The following is a 16,640-nucleotide window of genomic DNA, read 5'->3' as shown; positions in this document are numbered from 1 at the left end:
ACAGTTTAAAAACATTTTGTATAATTAAATTGTGCACAATATTAATTAGGGGTTGACCTCACATGCTGCAACTTAACGAACACCTTTGCTTTTCCTTATATGCTTGCTCCCGAGCCATTTCTCGGTTGTATCGACCGCTATTGGAACAGATGGGAATTACTTATCCTCAGTATCTTGTGTTGCTATCCCTCTGGGAAAGTGACGGGCGGACGGTCAAAGAACTAGGAGAACAGTTAGACCTTGATTCAGGCACCTTGACGCCGCTGCTGAAACGGCTGGAAGCGAACGAACTGATCCGGAGAGTACGATCGACGGAAGATGAGAGGGTCGTCTTGGTCTTGCTCACAGAGAAAGGGTTGGCCCTTAAGGGAGAAGCCGATTGTATTCCATCCGCGCTCTTATCAGCCAGTGGCATGTCCACCCAGGAAGTGTCGGAACTAAACAAATCCATCAAAGTATTAGCGGACAAAGTCATTCAGACCAGCGGCAAATAATTCATTGGAGGTGTGACCATGCCAACAACGACCTTAACTTCAGCGTTAGAGAAGGTCACTGCAGCAAACCCGTTTGAAGTGCAGGCTATACACCAACGTGTCATCCAGCAACTTCAAGAGGAAGGCAAGGCGACAGGACTACCAGTCGGGGCAAAAGCCAAGGACTTTGAATTGCCAGATTCACTTGGAAACCAAATCAATTTGGCCGACGAATTGGCGAAAGGTCCTGTTGTCCTTACCTTTTACAGAGGAGGCTGGTGCCCTTACTGCAATCGACAACTAAGAGCTTACCAGGAGATTCTCCCCGAAATTCAGGCGCTAGGCGCTCAGCTTATCGCAGTCAGTCCGCAATTGCCGGATTATACGCTGTCTGATCAAGAGAAAGCAGAACTGTCCTTTAAGGTTCTTAGCGACCCTAAGGGAATCGTTGCCACCAAATATAACGTGTTGTATGAAGTGCCCGACTATCTGAAGAGCATGTATTTAAGCCATAGTATTGATCTTCACGAGTACAATGGGACGGATCATTGGCTGCTTCCGGTGACGGGAACGTTCATGATTGACGAATACTCCTTTATCCGCTCTACATACGTGAATCCTGACTTTACAAAGAGGATGGAGCCAGAGGATATTCTCTGGGAGCTGCGCAAATTGTAATTTTTTTACCCAAAATGGTTTTGCAAAATTTAATTTTATAAAATATATATAACGATAGAGGAGAATGATACACATGACTAAAAAGATTATTCTTGAGCCTGCTGCACAACAATTCGTTGAGGATACTGCGAATCCGCCCTACTTATTCCATCTTGGGCCAGAGAAGGGAAGAGTTACGGTAGACGAAGTCCAATCGGGAGATGTCAAGAAACCGGATGTAGATATAGAGGAGCTCAACATCCCAGGCGGACCAAGCGGTCAAGTGTCCGTTCGGATCCTGCGTCCGAAGAACACGGCCGGACAATTGCTTAAAACGGTTTTGTACATTCACGGCGCGGGATGGGTGTTCGGTAATGCCCATACCCACGACCGGTTGATTCGCGAGCTAGCGGTCAGAAGCGGATCCGCCATCGTATTTCCCAATTATAGCTTGTCTCCCGAAGCCAAATATCCGACAGCCCTTGAAGAGATCTATGCTGCACTGCAATGGATCGCTTCCTCCGGCAAGGATTATGGCCTGAATTCAGATCACATCTCCATCGGGGGTGATAGCGTCGGAGGCAATATGACAGCGGCCATTACGTTGATCGCTAAGGAAAGAAAAGGCCCCGAGATCCAACGACAGCTGCTGTTCTACCCGGTTACAGATGCCGGGATGGATACGGACTCGTATCATGAATTCGCTGAAGGATACTTCCTGCGCCGTGACGGGATGGCTTGGTTCTGGGAACAGTATATCAACAAACCGGAAGAGCTGAATGAAATCTATACCTCTCCTCTGAAAGCCTCCAACGACCAGCTTCGCGATCTCCCTCCAGCACTCATCATCACGGCTGAAGCCGATGTTCTTCGAGATGAAGGCGAGGCCTATGGGAATAAGCTTCGGGAGGCTGGTGTGGACGTCACGACGGTGCGTTATCAAGGAATCATTCATGATTTCGTCATGCTGAATGCTTTGGCGGATACGTTAGCTGCCCGCGGTGCAATTGCATTAGCCAGCACTTGGCTGATGGACGGATTTCAATAATAGTAGGGGAAAAACAACCCATACGTACACTTCTCTGATGTCTCCCAACACTGAGCAAAGATGCAAATCCTCACTATGGGCGTGACTCGGTGCAAAATGAAACGGACTAGCGTAATGTCGAACGCTAGTCCGTTTCTGTTTGTTCATTTTCCTTCTTTATGAGCTGCTTTCGCTCAATATGGGCCACTCCCCATTGATGTAAGGTTTCTAAAATCGGAGACAGGCTTATGCCGTATTCCGTGATGAAGTATTCGACTTTCGGCGGGATTTGCGGATAGACTCGTTTAATGATCTCTTCCTCCTCCAATTCACGCAGATGGAGTGTGAGCATCCGTTGAGTGATATCGGGCAGCAATCTTCTAAGCTCATTGAACCGCAATGGTTTACCTTGAAGCAGATGATAAAGGTTGGCACTGTTCTCGAACTCCCAAAATAGTAATGCTTCGAAGCTGATTTTACGAGATAACATGCATGTGGTACCTAGAGAAGGGGTTTATGGTTGCAGTGTAAAAGCCCCTCCTTTTTTTGATTGGATGGGGACACCTTTAAGGTTGTTGAAGGTTGGGTTGAACTCAGGTAGTTGATACCGGATATCCTTTTATGGGGTCGAATCCTGGTATTTGTCGATATACAGCGTCCCGTCCAATTGGAGCTCTGCGTAGAATACTTGGTCTAAAGAATGAATGCTGGCTTTCTTTAATTGTTGGTTAAGCCAGGCGACGGAGACATCCATTTTTATAAGATTTTTTTCTACGATTTTTCCATCAACAATAAGCTCCGTCGGGATTCTTTGCATAGGCGTAAGGGTTGCTTTTATATCTTTTTTCGTTGCAGGCAGTAGTTCTTCTTTTCTTAACACACTGAGTTTGCCGTCAGGTTCCAGAATTGCAAATTCCACTTCTTCGGGTGAAAAGATATCCTTGTTCCGAAGTAACATGCTTAAATCATCGATGTTGAGGTGCTGTTTAGCCAACGCCTTTTCCATTATTCTTCCTTTCTTGATGAGAATCGTAGGCTGGCCGTCGAGAATCTCACGAGCTTTGACGGAGCGCAATCCGATCAATGCGATGATGAACGCCAAAAATGACCATAAGACCAAGCTAGATATTCCTTGCAGCAGCGTGATGTGTCTGTTGACGATAATCTCGGCAGTGGTGGAGCCGAAGGTAATCCCTGTTACATAATTGAAAAACGTTAGATGTCCAACTTGTTTTTTACCGAGCAGACGCGTTAAAACGAGTAGAGCAACAAAGGACGTTGCTGTACGAAGTAGAATTTCTCCATACGTCATGTGCTAAGCTCCTTGCATAACAGATAGTTTTAGATTGGCCTTCGTCCCTATCTCCTATACTTGTAAAGGAAAAAGAATCTAATGAATATGAACGGCTGGAAGGTCGTCTTTTGCAGTATAACGAGGCAGTGAATCACGCAAATTTCCAGGGTTCAGGAGGTAAGGAGTAGGTGGATTTAGGATGGACATTCTTTATAATGGGAGTAAGATGTATATTTTATAGGGCTAGGGGGCGATAGTCATGAAATGGACGCAAGAGATAGAGGCGTTGGCGGCAGAGATTGCCGATGTGGCTAGGACGTCCTTTCGCGCTCTTTTTGAGAATGGCGAACGTTACTATTACTGCACGCTATTTACTACTGGAGAGGGACATGCGCCAAGCATCTCCGCCTGGTCATGGGAGGCCTTGGAGAGGGAAGCCGCCAGGCAAGGAGACGAAAGCGACACGTCGGGATCAACGATTGCGGAACTCATCAAATGGTCCTATGCCGATTCACCCTATTGTTGTTTTAGAGATGAGGACTTCGATAATGTTAAACAACTGTTTATGGAACGCCCTTCCATTGCGGAGCTTGAGGTAGACGAATGGAATCGTGAATATGATTTGAGGCTGAAGGCCATGGAACTGGCGATGAAATTACTCGATGATGAAGGCGTGTTTGCCTTGAATCAACCACGAGAGTCTATATGCGTCCTAGTCGAGGTCATGCCGCCAGATGAGACCAACACCCAAATCGCCCTGCGTTTGAATCGGGCAGAGTCTCCGGCTATGCAAGCATGGCTGGCGGAAGCAGCGGAGTAGGGGTATTCGCATTTAAGAAATCCGAAGAAAAAGGCCTGATAGGCGGTTATGACGTGGAGCACCAGGTCTATGCGGATTCATGCAACTTTACAGAGTTCCTAGCGTAGCCTTGAAATGCACCTCATTAAGTTTCTCGAGGGGAGTTGTAAGATGCTGTTTGGATTCCTGTTAAGAGAAAGGCATAAGTTATCTCTTTCAAGAAAAATGCTGAGCTATATTAGTTCGCTGTATTCCTGCAAAATAGATACGCAAAAAAGCTGGACAGAAAACTCACGTTTTTTGTCCAGCTTTCATTTTAGGGACTTATTGTACAATCCCATGGGCTTAATGCTACGTAAGAAACGCGCAATCGCTATAGTTTTATTTACTTAAAGATACGTTGCGAAAATTGATACAGCCCGCTGCTCCAAACTTTCCCTTCATGTCCGCCCACATCCAGATACCACATGTGAGGGATATTCATGGTGTTCAAGCTATTATGGAAATTTTGACTGACCCCCAGTAAATTGTCCGAAGAGCCGCATGACAGCCACAGCAGTTTCAGTTGGCTGGCAACCTGAGACGGATTGGTGATGAGCTGCGATGCCGACTTCGTATTAGGAGCGGATGAGAACGCACCAATCCAAGAGAATTTATCCAGATGGGTTAATCCGAAGTTCAGCGTTTGTCCGCCTCCCATCGATAAGCCTGCCAGCGCGCGATGCTGCCGATCTTTATACACCGGATAATGGGAATCGATGTAAGGAATAAGGTCATTGATCAGATCGAACTCAAACCTTTCGAAGGCGGCTACCTTGTCCGGAGCATAAATATCGCCTATCGGACGATCATCTTTCATTGCGCGGCCGTTCGGGAATACCACAATCATTGGCTCCAGTTTGTTCTCGGAGTAGAGGTTGTCGAGGATATTTCTCGCATTCATACCATTGAGCCATTCATTCTGATCCCCACCAATACCATGCAGCAAGTAGAGGACGTTATAGGTATTCGAAGGTGTATAGCCCGGAGGCGTATACACCATCGCGTTCCTAGACTTGCCTACTGTTGTGGAATAGTAGGAAATCTGCTGCACGTTTCCGTGCGGGATATTTTGGCGGTAAGCATCATATCCCCGCGGAGCCGGAATTACGGATCCGCTGGCGGCTGCGACAGCAGAATTGCTCTGATCTTGATCTTGTGTTTCGGATGCAGCATAGGACATTGTCGGCACCAGCAACGTAGTCACCAAAGCCAGACTTAAAATGCGAGTTAAGGCTTTCTTCATTGTACTTTTCCTCCTTGATTTGTGAATTCTATTGGCCTTGCTAGTTTGGAGTGAACGCTGATTCACTCTGTTCTGTTACTCTCTCAGAAGCTATTCTCCTTGCTACTATCAATTTGTAACCGCTTTCTAAACTGAGTGACCTTCCCCTCCCCCTACCCGCAGCACCCATGCTCAAGAATCAAAGCAATGCTCAGCTATTAATATAATCGTATACAAATATAGGTTACCGAAATTTTCATATTATGTAAATCGTAATTTGTGGATTGAATAGTCAGCTATCTACATCTGAGAGTAGAAAGCAGTTAGCTTGGCAACTAGTGATTATGTCAACGGTTCGAACATCAGCGTATCCATAGTACACTGGGATACCTCGTGCCGGTGTAGGCCACAAAGATTCCCTCATAATAGTTGTCCAGTTTTCTGTTGACAATTCAATATTGCATTGTATGTCTGGATAAGGTGCTGTTATCAGGTAAAGCCCCGATGACGACGAGCCCATCAAGCGATTTTCGACGTACGTATGCCCCATTCGCACAAGCAGGCAGCCCGCCCCTGGCGTAAACTGAATTATAATCAGTGAGCGAGGTGAACTTCAATGCCACAATCGAAAAAGATGCGTGCACGGGCTAAGAAGTTTCAAGGCCGCCCGGTCTGTGTCACCCTGCACAGCGGAGAGACTTACGTTGGCTACATCACCGACGTTAATCGCGGCGGGCTGGTACTTGCCAATGCTGGAGTTCCCCCACGTGCTCCTTCCAGGAAGCAAGACTCCCGATCTCTCAAACGCAGAGCCAGTTCGCATGCCCCGAGCGCCCGTCTGGACAATCGGAAAAGCGGTGCACGTAAACCGTCTAGTCGTTCGCGCTCTCGCAAGCCGGACGCCAAAATATCTGCATTCCTGCCGATGATGGGCTCGTTGTTCGGCGGCCTGGGCGGGCTTGGCGGTGCCACTGCGGGAGCAGGAGGGCTTGGCGGTATGCTCAGCGGCGGCCTGCGGCTGTTCGGCATGATCCAGAAAGTTGTCCCCGTTGTGAGGATGGGCTACGGTATGATCAAGTCCATTCGCCCGTTTATCGGCGCCGTTAAAGGCTTGATGCCCCAGGCCAGTCCGGCCACGCCGAATAACGAATAATCGTATACCTGCGGATTTTAAGCCCCTTTTGAGTAGTCGAAGGGGGCTAGCCCACAAACCATTATGACTACCACTGTCTAATCCAAATTGGATTGAACTTGGAATAGCCCATTTCTTTTAGTAATTCCCAAGCATAATCCAGAACTTGAGGTTTTCCCTGGACCCAAAGCTTTGGTCGATTTGCCATCAAGTAAGAGATGATTTCAGCGATATGCTTGGGTTTACCCAGATGGATGACAGTGTCCATTCCATTATTTTGTGCTGAAATGTCATAAAAGGACCAAAGAGTGTGAGGCTCTTCTTCAGGAGGGTCTGCCTTGAAAATTAACGTGATTTTGATGTTTTTATTCTCTTTCGGAGATAAGTTTAAGATGAAGCGGGACCCGCCTGTATACCAATAAACGAATGCATAACCGTCGACCGTGATATTTCTTAAGTGACTTTTCAATATTTTCCCCCTCACTATATGTTGGTTAAAAGATGATCTATCGTTTTAGGAGTTTAGTTAATGGAATTAGCACGAGTGTACCATATACAATAATAAGAGAGCATAGTTTCTAGCAGAATTGGAGTTCTATTGCCTCGATGGAAACGATAGAAGTCTTAATTCAAACCTTTGGTAATATAATTACGTCGTTGATTTGGAATGAAATAAGTGGTGAATTAAATGAATAACAAGGTAATGGGCGAAACTACCGCCGACAAATCAATCCTACTAATATGATATTTAATCGACATGCTCATTTAAAACAGTGTTATAAAAGCAGAAAGTGTAAAGGAATTGCCTGACAGAGGCTTTCAGGCGCAGAAAAAAACCACCCCTTCGAACCGGTGGTTTTGATTTCTAATATATGCAATACATATTAGTTAGGTCTGTCCTGGTCTGAATCACCTTTAGTAAAATATATATTGTTATTTAAAAGGTTTAAGTTTTTTATTCTCTTTCCGTGGAAAGATATGAGTGCGTTTAAATTGACAACGGATAAGTCCACAGGTTGAAATCTGGATGGTAAGACGATCTTATCATCATCTGAAGTGAATTCCTTCTTAAAACCAACCGATTCCAGCCCAAAATTAAACATATCAGTCGTGCAATAAAAATCAGCAAAAAGAACAGCTGCTTCAGTTCCGATTTCTACAAGTTTATTAGCAAGTGCAATGGAAGCATCTTGATTTTTGGAAATAAATTCAACAATGCGTAGGATTTTGGCAGTGTTATTGACTATGTTCTCAACCCGTGCGACTAATAATCCTTCATAATTCCCCATTTTATCCTGGACGGTATACACTAAATAGTTAAAGATTGGATGAGTTAAATATCTCCAATTAAGGAACTCGTAGTTGCGCGAGACACTAATCGTCTTAGTAGCGATATCTGTGTAGTAGAATCTGTTCCATTTATTTTCATCCAACTCCCGATTAACGGTCTTCTCTCCATATTGTGGGGCCTTGCAAACCATATTGTAATTTCTCAAATAGTTCTCATTGTCTTCTAGCAGAACCTCAGCTGTTCTTTTCTTGTTAAAAATACCAACTATCCGGTTTAGTTTATGTATAGGTTGGGTTACAATACCTTTTGAGATAGTAGGTGGCGAAAGACGCATTGAGAAGTTACTTAGACCTATTCCAAAACTACAGAAAAAAGGATATAGATCAAATGGTTTTTCAAATAATAGTAAACCCGCCAAGGAATTCCTATATTCCTCTAATACAATAGAATTGGTTACGTTACATGCTAACTCTGTTGTCCCGTTAAAGTTAAATTCATATAGCATTAGACCCCCTAACCCAATAATTTTATCATTTTCCCAAACCCCTATTGCCCCATAATTTTCCTTCCCAATATACTTTTCATGCATAGGATTGTTATAGAACATGAAATCAACTAGAGCCTTATCTCGACTAAGAATGTGACCCTTCTTCCATATTTCATCAATTGACTTCATGTATAGATCAGTCTCATCTTTTCTAAATAGCCGTATCTCCATAATCCAATTACATCCCTTGCGTAAATTTTAAGTAGTTCTACTTTTAGGCGGAAAATCATTCGTATGCTGCTTCTGGCTTAGTTATAAAATAATAAAGAGTGGATCTTCCATTAAAAGAAAATCCACCTATAATCAACATCTATTAACTGCTTAAGTTCTCAAGGGTTAATTGCTCTTATTCCATGATATTTATAATATCCTGTACCGTTTTAAATTCCTTAATCATAGCTCCAGTTATTCTTTTATCAAAGTGTTCATCAACAAGAGCAATTAGAGAAATAGCTGCAACTGAATCCCAGTCCGGTAATGTATCTAGCGATGTTGTTATCTCCAATGAACCTTGGTCAGCTTCTAACATGTCCTCTAAAAGTTCTAATTTTGTTTTCAAATCCATAATAATTTCCTCCTAAGTACTTTAGGCTTTTTCTACATACTTCTTTATCGGCAACTATAATAAATAATATAATACTTATCTGTGCCTTCATATTAACAATTTTAAGGGCTCATATCGATATATATTATATATATTATTTACTTGATATGATTTTTTTTGACTGTACATTATTTTTCTGTAGTCTATTGGATTTCCTGAATAATGATAAAAAAGACAGTACACATAGAATTATCAGACTAATGGAAGTGCTGGTTGGGAAGAACGGGTCCGTGTATACTGAGGCATGAGCCAGTATTGGAAATTAGAAGTGATTTAAATAGTATTTGGAGGTTAGTGAAATGAATGAGAAGATAAGAAAAAGGAATTTAAAAGTGTTCCACACAACCCATCATGTTTGGAAAAAGCAATTATGTTAAATCCGATTGATTTCTCTAACCAAAAAATTCTTGTTACCGGAGCATCTTCTGGAATTGGAAAGACAACAGCAATGTATCTTTCCAATTTGGGTGCATCTCTTGTTTTGCATGGTAGAAATAGGGAAGGGCTATACCAAACAAAAGAACTTCTGAATGGAACGAATCACACTCTGATTTCTTCTGATTTGACTGAACTTGACGATGTTAGCAATATTTTTGAGCAGGCTGTATCTGATGGTGTCAAACTGAATGGATTAGTTTATAGTGCAGGTGTAATGCCTATAATACCTTTACCACAATTAACCCGTGAAAAAATACGGGCAATCATGGATATTAATTTTTATTCTTATATAGAGATGATACGACAGTTTGCAAAAAAGAAATATTCGAATGATGGAAATATCGTTGCAGTATCCTCAATCGCCAGTCTTCAACCTGAAGCATGTCAGACTATATATTCTGCATCCAAATCAGCTATGAATGCTGCAACACAATCCTTATCTTTTGAGCTAGTTAAAAAAAACATCAGAATAAATACCATTTTTCCTGGTGTGGTTAGGCCGGAGAACGTCATGGCAGACGATGATTTGAATCAGTTGGCAGGCCCACAAATACTTGGTTTGATTCGTTCGGATGATGTGGCTGGGGCAATAGCATTTTTGCTAAGTGATATGGCTAAATTTATTACAGGAAGAAGCCTTTATTTTGATGCAGGTCGACTTGGGTAGAACCCCACTATATGGTGAAAAGGAGAAAAGTCTACAATGCCAAGCGCAATGTTTAATAATATCTTAGTAAGTGGAATTGCTTGTGCTGTTCCAACTAAAATGATGGATAATAACAATTATGCAGAAGTATTAGGTGAAGAGGAAGTTAAAAAGTTTATTAAAAATACTGGAGTTGTACAAAAGTATGTAGCTCACGAGAGACAAACCACTTCAGATTTATGCTATGAGGCTGCAAAAAATCTTTTAGCACACAAGGGATATTCTGCAGATAGTATAGATGCGATTATTTTTATATCACAAACTCCAGACTATATCCAACCTGCTACTTCCCATATTTTGCATAAACGCCTTGGATTGTCTCAAAATTGTTTGTCCTTTGATGTCAACTTAGGCTGCTCTGGATACGTATATGGAATGTTTTTGTCTTCAAGCCTTATACAAAGCGGCGCTGCAAATCGTGTTCTTTTACTCACAGGTGATATTTTAAGAAAAAACAAGGAAACCAATATCAAGGATGAGATGTTGTTTGGAGATGCAGGGTCTGCCACTCTTCTTGAAAGAGGTAACACAACTGTCCGCTCCCTATTAAAGTCAAATGGTGAAGGATACACATCTTTAATCATACCAGGAGGAAATACTAGAAGGCCGCTTAAGGATAATGAATCATATTGGGAAATAACAAAGCCTGAAATGGATGGGGCAGCAGTTTTTGAATTTACAATTACAGAAGTGCCCAAGGCATTTAAGGAGTTTTTCAAGACATTTGACGGGTCTTTGGATGATTATGATTACTGTGTTTTACATCAAGCCAATTTATTTATGGTGAACCATATTCGAAAAAAATTAAAGGTCGATCAATCGAAGTTGCCAATTTCAATTGACAGATATGGTAATACAAATGGTGCAAGTATTCCGATGACTATTGTTGATTTATGCAGCAGAGAGGCTGTTGCTGATGAGCTGAAATTAATAGCATCCGGATTCGGGATTGGGCTTTCTTGGGGTGTGGTGTCTTTTGAAATTAAAACCAAGGACATACTCCCTATGATTTATACTGATCAATATTTTGAGGAGGCCTATTGTGGAGAACAGTAATTTTAATCCTCTTGATTTTCGGGAGAGGAAGATACTTGTTACCGGTGCATCATCAGGGATTGGAAAAGCAACGGCAATTTACTTATCGAAGCTGGGTGCTCAAATCATTTTGAATGGCCGCAATGAAGAACGATTAAATGAAACAATGTTGCAACTAACTGGGGAAAATCATCAGATTCTTGCTGCAGACTTAGCAAAAGAAGAAGAATTGAGCCACATTTTCGACCAAGTGGTTCAAGATGGAATAAAGCTGAATGGAATGGTGCACTGTGCAGGGATTCCGTATGTAATGCCTTTACAAAGTCTAAGTAAAAAACGCCTATCTGAAGTAATGGAAGCTAACTTTTTCCCTTTTATAGAGCTCGTTAGACAATATGCAAAAAAGAAATATTCAAGTGGAGGCAGCATAGTCTGTATATCTTCAATATTATCTGTACAACCGCGTGCATATGAGACGGGATATATTGCTTCAAAGGCAGCAATGAATGTTGCTGTAACAAGCTTGGCATTTGAGTTGGTTAAAAAGGGAATTCGAATCAATGGAATTCTTGCAGGCAATATTATGACGGAAATGGTACAAGAAACACTTAAAGAATATGCTAATGAGGAACACTTAAATAATGTTATAGAAAAATCCTTGCTTGGTGTGGGCGAGCCTGATGATATTGCAAGCGTATGCGCATTTTTACTGAGCGATATGGCTAGATTCATTACAGGAAGAAATATGTATGCGGATGGAGGATTTCTGTGAAGAATATAAAACTTTTTAAAGACCATAACGAAGTGTGGTATACCGGGGAGGATATACTAAACAAGTTGAAAGAAGTAGGAGCTCATGAATGTGATGTTTTATTTGTACATACAGACGTTGCATTTGGCATTATAAATCCGGGGTTGAAGAGAAAGCAATATTTGGGATGTTTATACGAAATATTGCAAGAATTAAACGTTGGAACATTGGTATTTCCTGCGTTTACTTTTAGTTTCTGCAACAAAGAGATATATGATGTGAAAAATAGCCGAACATTTATGGGAGCATTAAATGAATATATCAGGAATCAGCCGGGTGTTGTCCGATCTATAGATCCTATTCTATCTATGATTTCTGCTGGGGATAAGGCAAATCTGTTTGACCATATCGGTAAAAATTCACTCGGAATAAACAGTGCTTATGATATTTTACATCAACAGGAGAATGTGAAGTTTCTCTTTTTTGGTGCGGAAATAGGTGAATGCTTTACTTACATTCATTATGTAGAAGATATAATGAGAGTTCCTTATCGTTTTGATATGTCTTTTAGTGGAGCAATAATAGATGAAGAAGGAAACAGATTTGAGGATGAATACAAGTTATATGCGGGGTGTGCCGGTGTTAAGCCAGCATGTTCGTATTATTTTGAGGATTATTTATTAGAAAATGGCTTGTTGCAAAAGACTCACATGGGTAACAAGCCTATTACTTGTATTTCTGAAAAGGACGCTTATCGAGAGATTAGAAAAAAAATAGAAAATGATATCCATTACTTTTTAGAGCAACCTTTTACAGCAGAAGATCTAGTGCATGAATACACAAAAGGTAAAAATGGGGAAAGAATTATTTCTTGCTAGTAATACGCCTCTCCCTAATGAAGAGTATTTACCTTTTTAAAGAAAGGAGCCCATATTTTGCGTACGAACTTATTAGATTACCTAAAGATCACATCCGAAAGGGTTCCGGATAGAACTGCTGTTATTGATGGGGGCCGAAGTATTTCCTTTCTTGATTTAACAGAGGATGCGAAAAAATTAAGTAGTATCATAAACCGGAAGATCAACGGAATTATTCGCAAACCGGTTGCCGTATTATTGGACAAGCAGATTGAATCAGTTGTAGCGGATATAGCTATTATATTTTGCGGAAATGCATATATGAACCTAGATTCAAAAACACCAGTTCAAAGAATCAGCAATATTATTGAATTAATTGAACCGGAATTGATTATAACCAATCACAAGTTTATGCCTAAGCTCGAGGGGATTTGTCCCAGCGAAAAGATACTGAATTTGGACGAGCTTGACCTTAGAAACGAAGCTTATTCTCAGGAAATGCTTGATCATATATCGGGGAAAATCATTGATACCGATCCGCTGTGCATTATTAATACTTCCGGATCAACGGGCGTGCCGAAGGGCGTGATATTGAATCACAGAAGCTTTATCGACTTTACGGAGTGGGCGACCCATACAACCGGAATTAGCGATGGCGAGGTCATCGGCAGTTTGTCTCCAAGTGTTTTTGATATTTACAGTTTTGAATTATGCATGCTAATGGCACTTGGAAGTACAATCCTGATTTTGCCTGACGGATTATCGGCATTCCCGGCTCGCCTGCTACAATTACTACAGGAAAATAAGGCAACGTATATTTTTTGGGTACCCACAATCATGGTTAATATTGCAAACATGGATCTTTTGTCCAGAATTTCATTGCCATCTTTAAAATCTATATGGTTTGCAGGTGAAGTATTTCCTACAAAACAATTCAATTATTGGCGGAGGCATTTAAAACAAGCAAGATTCATCAACTTGTACGGGCCTATAGAGATCACACTGGATTGCACTTATTATATTGTGGATAGAGAATTATCCGATGATGAACCGATTCCCATTGGGGTTGCTTGTAAGAATACCGATGTTTTTATTCTAAATGAAGAAGATAAGCTGTGCGGTGTGAATGAAGAAGGAGAATTGTGTGTTAGAGGGTCATCCTTAGCTATGGGTTACTACAATAATCCGGAAAAAACGGCAGCGGCTTTCGTTCAAAATCCGTTAAATCATTCTTATCCTGAAATCATCTATCGAACTGGGGATATCGCTTTAGTAAATGATAGAGGCGAATTCATTTTTAAGGGACGAAAGGACTCTATTATTAAGCATTCCGGATATCGAATTGAACTTGGTGAAATTGAACATGTGATTATTAACATATTGAAATTAGTGGAAAACGGATGTGTGGTATATAGCCCTGACAAAAAAGAGCTTACGTTCTACTATGAATCCGATCAAGAGATAACGGTTGCCGATTTCAGAAGCCATATAGGAACTGTACTACCGAAATACATGATACCGCATGTTTATAAAAGGTTTGAGCAACTTCCGAGAAACACTAATGGGAAGATTGATCGTCAGAAATTGAAAGAATTAATGTCATCAGTTGAGTTTTAAAAAGATAAAAGGGAATTGGTATCGGTTATGCATCTTGAAACATTGCTTAAAAAAATGAGTGAAATCCGTAAGTGCAGAGGTTTTTTAACTAATTGTTTTTTTACGGTGCCGCAACTCAGTGCTATGCTGGAAATGGATCATGTCGCTGTAAGGTTGATAGAGAATGCAATCGTTATTTTAGTGGAAGAGGATCAACTAGTTCGATTATATTTTTATGCTACTGACCTCGCATCCCTTCAACAAATCAAAAATACATTGCTTAATTTCAAAGGAAAGCCAATTATTGCAGATATTATCGGAAGAGATAAGCAGTCAGAGATTATAATAAATCAATTGGAACTCTATAATTTTCACAAGTATTCCACACTGATTAGAATGAAACGCTCCGGACTAGAGAACCGAAATAAAGAAGTGTCTCATGTTACGTTAGCTACAGAAGATAGAGTGAATGAAATCATGCGCCTTCTTTATTTGGAATTTGATATATATATTTCTCATCTTCCGAATAGAAAAAAGCTGTTAAAAGCAATACAAAATAATGAGGTTACACTGGTAATTCAAAAAAATGAGATAGCAGGACTCGCCTATTTTGAAAAATTAGGAGAGAAGCTAATTTACCTGTATCAGCTCGTAGTGGACAAGCGTTTTAGAGGACAAGGGATAGCGGATCGCCTACTAACGCATCAGCTCAATCAGCTGTCTGAAGATATGACATGCCAGTTATGGGTGGAGTCGAATAATCTTTTTGCTATCAATAAATATGAGAAATATCATTTTGCGTCAGACGGACTGTTTGATTCTATCATGATGTTCAAAGGAGAAGACCATGGATAAAATTTATGGGATTTTAAATGAATTGCATCCGGAATTTGAATATAAACAGAGCAATGATTTTATAGCCGATGGCTTATTGGATTCATTTGATATTGTTTCTTTGGTAGTTGAACTGGAAGAGAAATTTAATGTAACAATTGATGCGCTCGATATTGTTCCAGAAAATTTTGACAGTATTGAAGCCATCGCTAGAGTGATACAAAAAAATGGGGGGACTGTATGAAAACCGTTTTTCGGAAAAAGAAAATAACGGGGATTCTAGGTGTACTGCCAGAAACTGAAATCAAATTTGAGGACGAAGTTTCCAATTATAACTTCCCCGAAAAACAGACAATGCGTCTAAAGAAGATCATGGGGTTTGAAAAACATCGTGTGGTGAAGGGCACTACGGCAAGCTCAGATTTATGCGTCTTTGGTTTGAATTACTTGTTAGAAAAAAAGTTGATCAATAAGAATGAAATAGGTGCAATTATAGTAGTTACGACTACTCCTGACCATTATATTCCCCATGTCAGTAATATAATCCACGGAGAGTGCAATTTAAATCATGATGTTATTTGCATAGATATCAGTCAAGGATGTGCAGGTTTTCTACATGGATTGATGCAATCCTTTATGTTATTGGAGCATCTTGATGATAAAAAAGTCGTATTGTTTAATGCAGATACGTTAAGCAAAAAGGTGTCAAGAAAGGACAGAAATAGTTACCCCTTGATAGGTGATGCTGCAGCAGTTACGGTTGTGGAGAATGACGCGAATGCGAAAGATATCTATTTTAATATGTATAATGATGGGAGTCGAGGAGAAGCTCTAATCATCCCGGCAGGAGGCTCACGATTGCCTAGTTCATCTGAAACTTCTATTGTAAGGGATTCAGATCAGGATGGGAATTTGCGTAGTCTGGATAACTTGAAGATGGATGGATCGGAAGTTTTTACATTTGTCCAAACGGAAGTACCACCCTTAATCGAGGAGACCCTAAAGTTCGCTGATCAAGATAAAGATCAGATCGACTGGTTTTTATTTCACCAGCCCAATAAATTTATGCTAAAAAAGCTTGCAGAGAAACTAGAGGTACCCTACGAGAAAGTCCCGATGAATATTGTTGAAAGCTTTGGAAATCCAAGTGGTGCTTCTATTCCCATAGGTATTGTACATAACCTCGGGCCACTAGTGGTGGACAACAAGTATAAATGTTGTTTTTCTGCATTTGGGTCTGGTTTAACCTGGGGAGCAATGACTATTGAGCTAGGGGAGATGAGTTTTTGTGAAATGCTTATATCAGATTACTAATAGTGATCTGTATAGTTTCTC

The 16,640-nt window shown here is 40.9% G+C and carries 19 protein-coding genes; 13 read left to right on the top strand and 6 right to left on the bottom strand.

What is annotated here, in order from left to right; genetic code table 11:
* Window positions 1–62 precede the first annotated feature (62 nt).
* The 3 genes from ACQQ6X_RS15485 (at window position 63) to ACQQ6X_RS15475 (ending at window position 2,178) form a co-directional block, all read left to right on the top strand.
* The gene (locus ACQQ6X_RS15485) at window positions 63–494 is read left to right on the top strand and encodes a MarR family winged helix-turn-helix transcriptional regulator (RefSeq protein WP_305166067.1); all 432 of its coding nucleotides are present in this window, start codon (window positions 63–65) and stop codon (window positions 492–494) included.
* A gap of 18 nt (window positions 495–512) precedes the next feature.
* Entirely contained in the window at window positions 513–1,151 is a 639-nt protein-coding gene (locus ACQQ6X_RS15480) for a peroxiredoxin-like family protein (RefSeq protein WP_305166066.1), read from the top strand.
* A 73-nt stretch (window positions 1,152–1,224) separates the two neighbouring features.
* Window positions 1,225–2,178 (top strand): alpha/beta hydrolase, encoded by a 954-nt coding sequence (locus ACQQ6X_RS15475; RefSeq protein ID WP_305166065.1) that lies wholly within the window; start codon window positions 1,225–1,227, stop codon window positions 2,176–2,178.
* A 124-nt stretch (window positions 2,179–2,302) separates the two neighbouring features.
* Here ACQQ6X_RS15475 and ACQQ6X_RS15470 read toward each other — a convergent pair whose 3' ends face one another.
* Window positions 2,303–2,647 (bottom strand): winged helix-turn-helix transcriptional regulator, encoded by a 345-nt coding sequence (locus ACQQ6X_RS15470; RefSeq protein ID WP_305166064.1) that lies wholly within the window; start codon window positions 2,645–2,647, stop codon window positions 2,303–2,305.
* Window positions 2,648–2,776: 129 nt separating this feature from the next.
* The gene (locus ACQQ6X_RS15465; protein WP_305166063.1) at window positions 2,777–3,469 is read right to left on the bottom strand and encodes a YetF domain-containing protein; all 693 of its coding nucleotides are present in this window, start codon (window positions 3,467–3,469) and stop codon (window positions 2,777–2,779) included.
* A gap of 241 nt (window positions 3,470–3,710) precedes the next feature.
* Between ACQQ6X_RS15465 and ACQQ6X_RS15460 the strand changes: the two genes are divergently transcribed.
* The gene (locus tag ACQQ6X_RS15460) at window positions 3,711–4,271 is read left to right on the top strand and encodes a DUF4303 domain-containing protein (RefSeq protein WP_305166062.1); all 561 of its coding nucleotides are present in this window, start codon (window positions 3,711–3,713) and stop codon (window positions 4,269–4,271) included.
* Window positions 4,272–4,635: 364 nt separating this feature from the next.
* Here the strand turns inward: ACQQ6X_RS15460 and ACQQ6X_RS15455 are convergent, their stop codons facing one another.
* Window positions 4,636–5,535, bottom strand: a complete 900-nt coding sequence (locus ACQQ6X_RS15455) for an alpha/beta hydrolase (RefSeq protein ID WP_305166061.1) — start codon at window positions 5,533–5,535, stop codon at window positions 4,636–4,638.
* 595 nt (window positions 5,536–6,130) lie between these two features.
* Between ACQQ6X_RS15455 and ACQQ6X_RS15450 the strand changes: the two genes are divergently transcribed.
* Entirely contained in the window at window positions 6,131–6,667 is a 537-nt protein-coding gene (locus tag ACQQ6X_RS15450) for a hypothetical protein (protein ID WP_305166060.1), read from the top strand.
* A gap of 67 nt (window positions 6,668–6,734) precedes the next feature.
* On the opposite strand, the gene ACQQ6X_RS15445 is transcribed toward ACQQ6X_RS15450, so the two are convergent.
* The 3 genes from ACQQ6X_RS15445 to ACQQ6X_RS15435 all read right to left on the bottom strand — a co-directional run bounded on the left by ACQQ6X_RS15445 (window position 6,735) and on the right by ACQQ6X_RS15435 (window position 9,049).
* A complete protein-coding gene (locus ACQQ6X_RS15445) occupies window positions 6,735–7,115 on the bottom strand; it encodes a hypothetical protein (RefSeq protein WP_305166059.1) in 381 nt (126 codons plus the stop codon).
* A 415-nt stretch (window positions 7,116–7,530) separates the two neighbouring features.
* The gene (locus ACQQ6X_RS15440) at window positions 7,531–8,613 is read right to left on the bottom strand and encodes a hypothetical protein (RefSeq protein ID WP_305166058.1); all 1,083 of its coding nucleotides are present in this window, start codon (window positions 8,611–8,613) and stop codon (window positions 7,531–7,533) included.
* 217 nt (window positions 8,614–8,830) lie between these two features.
* Complete coding sequence (locus tag ACQQ6X_RS15435; protein ID WP_305166057.1) at window positions 8,831–9,049, bottom strand: acyl carrier protein; 219 nt, start codon at window positions 9,047–9,049, stop codon at window positions 8,831–8,833.
* Window positions 9,050–9,443: 394 nt separating this feature from the next.
* Between ACQQ6X_RS15435 and ACQQ6X_RS15430 the strand changes: the two genes are divergently transcribed.
* The 8 genes from ACQQ6X_RS15430 to ACQQ6X_RS15395 are packed head-to-tail and all read left to right on the top strand — an operon-like array spanning window position 9,444 to window position 16,619.
* On the top strand, window positions 9,444–10,193 hold the full coding sequence (locus ACQQ6X_RS15430) for an SDR family NAD(P)-dependent oxidoreductase (RefSeq protein ID WP_326401374.1): 750 nt from the start codon (window positions 9,444–9,446) through the stop codon (window positions 10,191–10,193).
* A 36-nt stretch (window positions 10,194–10,229) separates the two neighbouring features.
* Complete coding sequence (locus ACQQ6X_RS15425) at window positions 10,230–11,288, top strand: 3-oxoacyl-ACP synthase III family protein (RefSeq protein WP_305166055.1); 1,059 nt, start codon at window positions 10,230–10,232, stop codon at window positions 11,286–11,288.
* Window positions 11,275–12,039: an SDR family NAD(P)-dependent oxidoreductase gene (locus ACQQ6X_RS15420; protein ID WP_305166054.1), complete on the top strand. Its 765-nt coding sequence runs from the start codon at window positions 11,275–11,277 to the stop codon at window positions 12,037–12,039. The genes ACQQ6X_RS15425 and ACQQ6X_RS15420 overlap by 14 nt, the downstream gene beginning before the upstream one ends.
* The gene (locus ACQQ6X_RS15415) at window positions 12,036–12,896 is read left to right on the top strand and encodes an AAC(3) family N-acetyltransferase (protein WP_305166053.1); all 861 of its coding nucleotides are present in this window, start codon (window positions 12,036–12,038) and stop codon (window positions 12,894–12,896) included. The genes ACQQ6X_RS15420 and ACQQ6X_RS15415 overlap by 4 nt, the downstream gene beginning before the upstream one ends.
* A 57-nt stretch (window positions 12,897–12,953) precedes the next feature.
* Window positions 12,954–14,492 carry an amino acid adenylation domain-containing protein gene (locus ACQQ6X_RS15410; RefSeq protein WP_305166052.1) on the top strand — a complete coding sequence of 513 codons (1,539 nt, stop codon included), beginning with the start codon at window positions 12,954–12,956 and terminating at the stop codon, window positions 14,490–14,492.
* A gap of 27 nt (window positions 14,493–14,519) precedes the next feature.
* The gene (locus ACQQ6X_RS15405; RefSeq protein ID WP_305166051.1) at window positions 14,520–15,326 is read left to right on the top strand and encodes a GNAT family N-acetyltransferase; all 807 of its coding nucleotides are present in this window, start codon (window positions 14,520–14,522) and stop codon (window positions 15,324–15,326) included.
* Window positions 15,319–15,549, top strand: coding sequence for an acyl carrier protein (locus tag ACQQ6X_RS15400; protein WP_305166050.1), 231 nt, complete (start codon window positions 15,319–15,321; stop codon window positions 15,547–15,549). The genes ACQQ6X_RS15405 and ACQQ6X_RS15400 overlap by 8 nt, the downstream gene beginning before the upstream one ends.
* Window positions 15,546–16,619, top strand: coding sequence for a 3-oxoacyl-ACP synthase III family protein (locus ACQQ6X_RS15395; RefSeq protein WP_305166049.1), 1,074 nt, complete (start codon window positions 15,546–15,548; stop codon window positions 16,617–16,619). Before ACQQ6X_RS15400 ends, ACQQ6X_RS15395 begins: the two co-directional genes overlap by 4 nt.
* Window positions 16,620–16,640 lie beyond the last annotated feature (21 nt).

Origin of the sequence: Paenibacillus ottowii, assembly GCF_050516475.1 — a bacterium.
GTDB classification, from domain to species: Bacteria; Bacillota; Bacilli; order Paenibacillales; family Paenibacillaceae; genus Paenibacillus; species Paenibacillus ottowii.
The sequence above is the reverse complement of the archived record's forward strand: the minus strand, read 5'-3'. Positions and strand labels throughout refer to the sequence as shown.

Bases quoted from the DNA above. Each gene is read 5' to 3' on its own strand.
- ACQQ6X_RS15485 (WP_305166067.1), top strand. From the start codon at position 63: ATGCTGCAACTTAACGAACACCTTTGCTTTTCCTTATATGCTTGCTCC.
- ACQQ6X_RS15480 (WP_305166066.1), top strand. From the start codon at position 513: ATGCCAACAACGACCTTAACTTCAGCGTTAGAGAAGGTCACTGCAGCA.
- ACQQ6X_RS15475 (WP_305166065.1), top strand. From the start codon at position 1,225: ATGACTAAAAAGATTATTCTTGAGCCTGCTGCACAACAATTCGTTGAG.
- ACQQ6X_RS15470 (WP_305166064.1), bottom strand. From the start codon at position 2,647: ATGTTATCTCGTAAAATCAGCTTCGAAGCATTACTATTTTGGGAGTTC.
- ACQQ6X_RS15465 (WP_305166063.1), bottom strand. From the start codon at position 3,469: ATGACGTATGGAGAAATTCTACTTCGTACAGCAACGTCCTTTGTTGCT.
- ACQQ6X_RS15460 (WP_305166062.1), top strand. From the start codon at position 3,711: ATGAAATGGACGCAAGAGATAGAGGCGTTGGCGGCAGAGATTGCCGAT.
- ACQQ6X_RS15455 (WP_305166061.1), bottom strand. From the start codon at position 5,535: ATGAAGAAAGCCTTAACTCGCATTTTAAGTCTGGCTTTGGTGACTACG.
- ACQQ6X_RS15450 (WP_305166060.1), top strand. From the start codon at position 6,131: ATGCCACAATCGAAAAAGATGCGTGCACGGGCTAAGAAGTTTCAAGGC.
- ACQQ6X_RS15440 (WP_305166058.1), bottom strand. From the start codon at position 8,613: ATGAAGTCAATTGATGAAATATGGAAGAAGGGTCACATTCTTAGTCGA.
- ACQQ6X_RS15435 (WP_305166057.1), bottom strand. From the start codon at position 9,049: ATGGATTTGAAAACAAAATTAGAACTTTTAGAGGACATGTTAGAAGCT.
- ACQQ6X_RS15425 (WP_305166055.1), top strand. From the start codon at position 10,230: ATGCCAAGCGCAATGTTTAATAATATCTTAGTAAGTGGAATTGCTTGT.
- ACQQ6X_RS15405 (WP_305166051.1), top strand. From the start codon at position 14,520: ATGCATCTTGAAACATTGCTTAAAAAAATGAGTGAAATCCGTAAGTGC.
- ACQQ6X_RS15400 (WP_305166050.1), top strand. From the start codon at position 15,319: ATGGATAAAATTTATGGGATTTTAAATGAATTGCATCCGGAATTTGAA.
- ACQQ6X_RS15395 (WP_305166049.1), top strand. From the start codon at position 15,546: ATGAAAACCGTTTTTCGGAAAAAGAAAATAACGGGGATTCTAGGTGTA.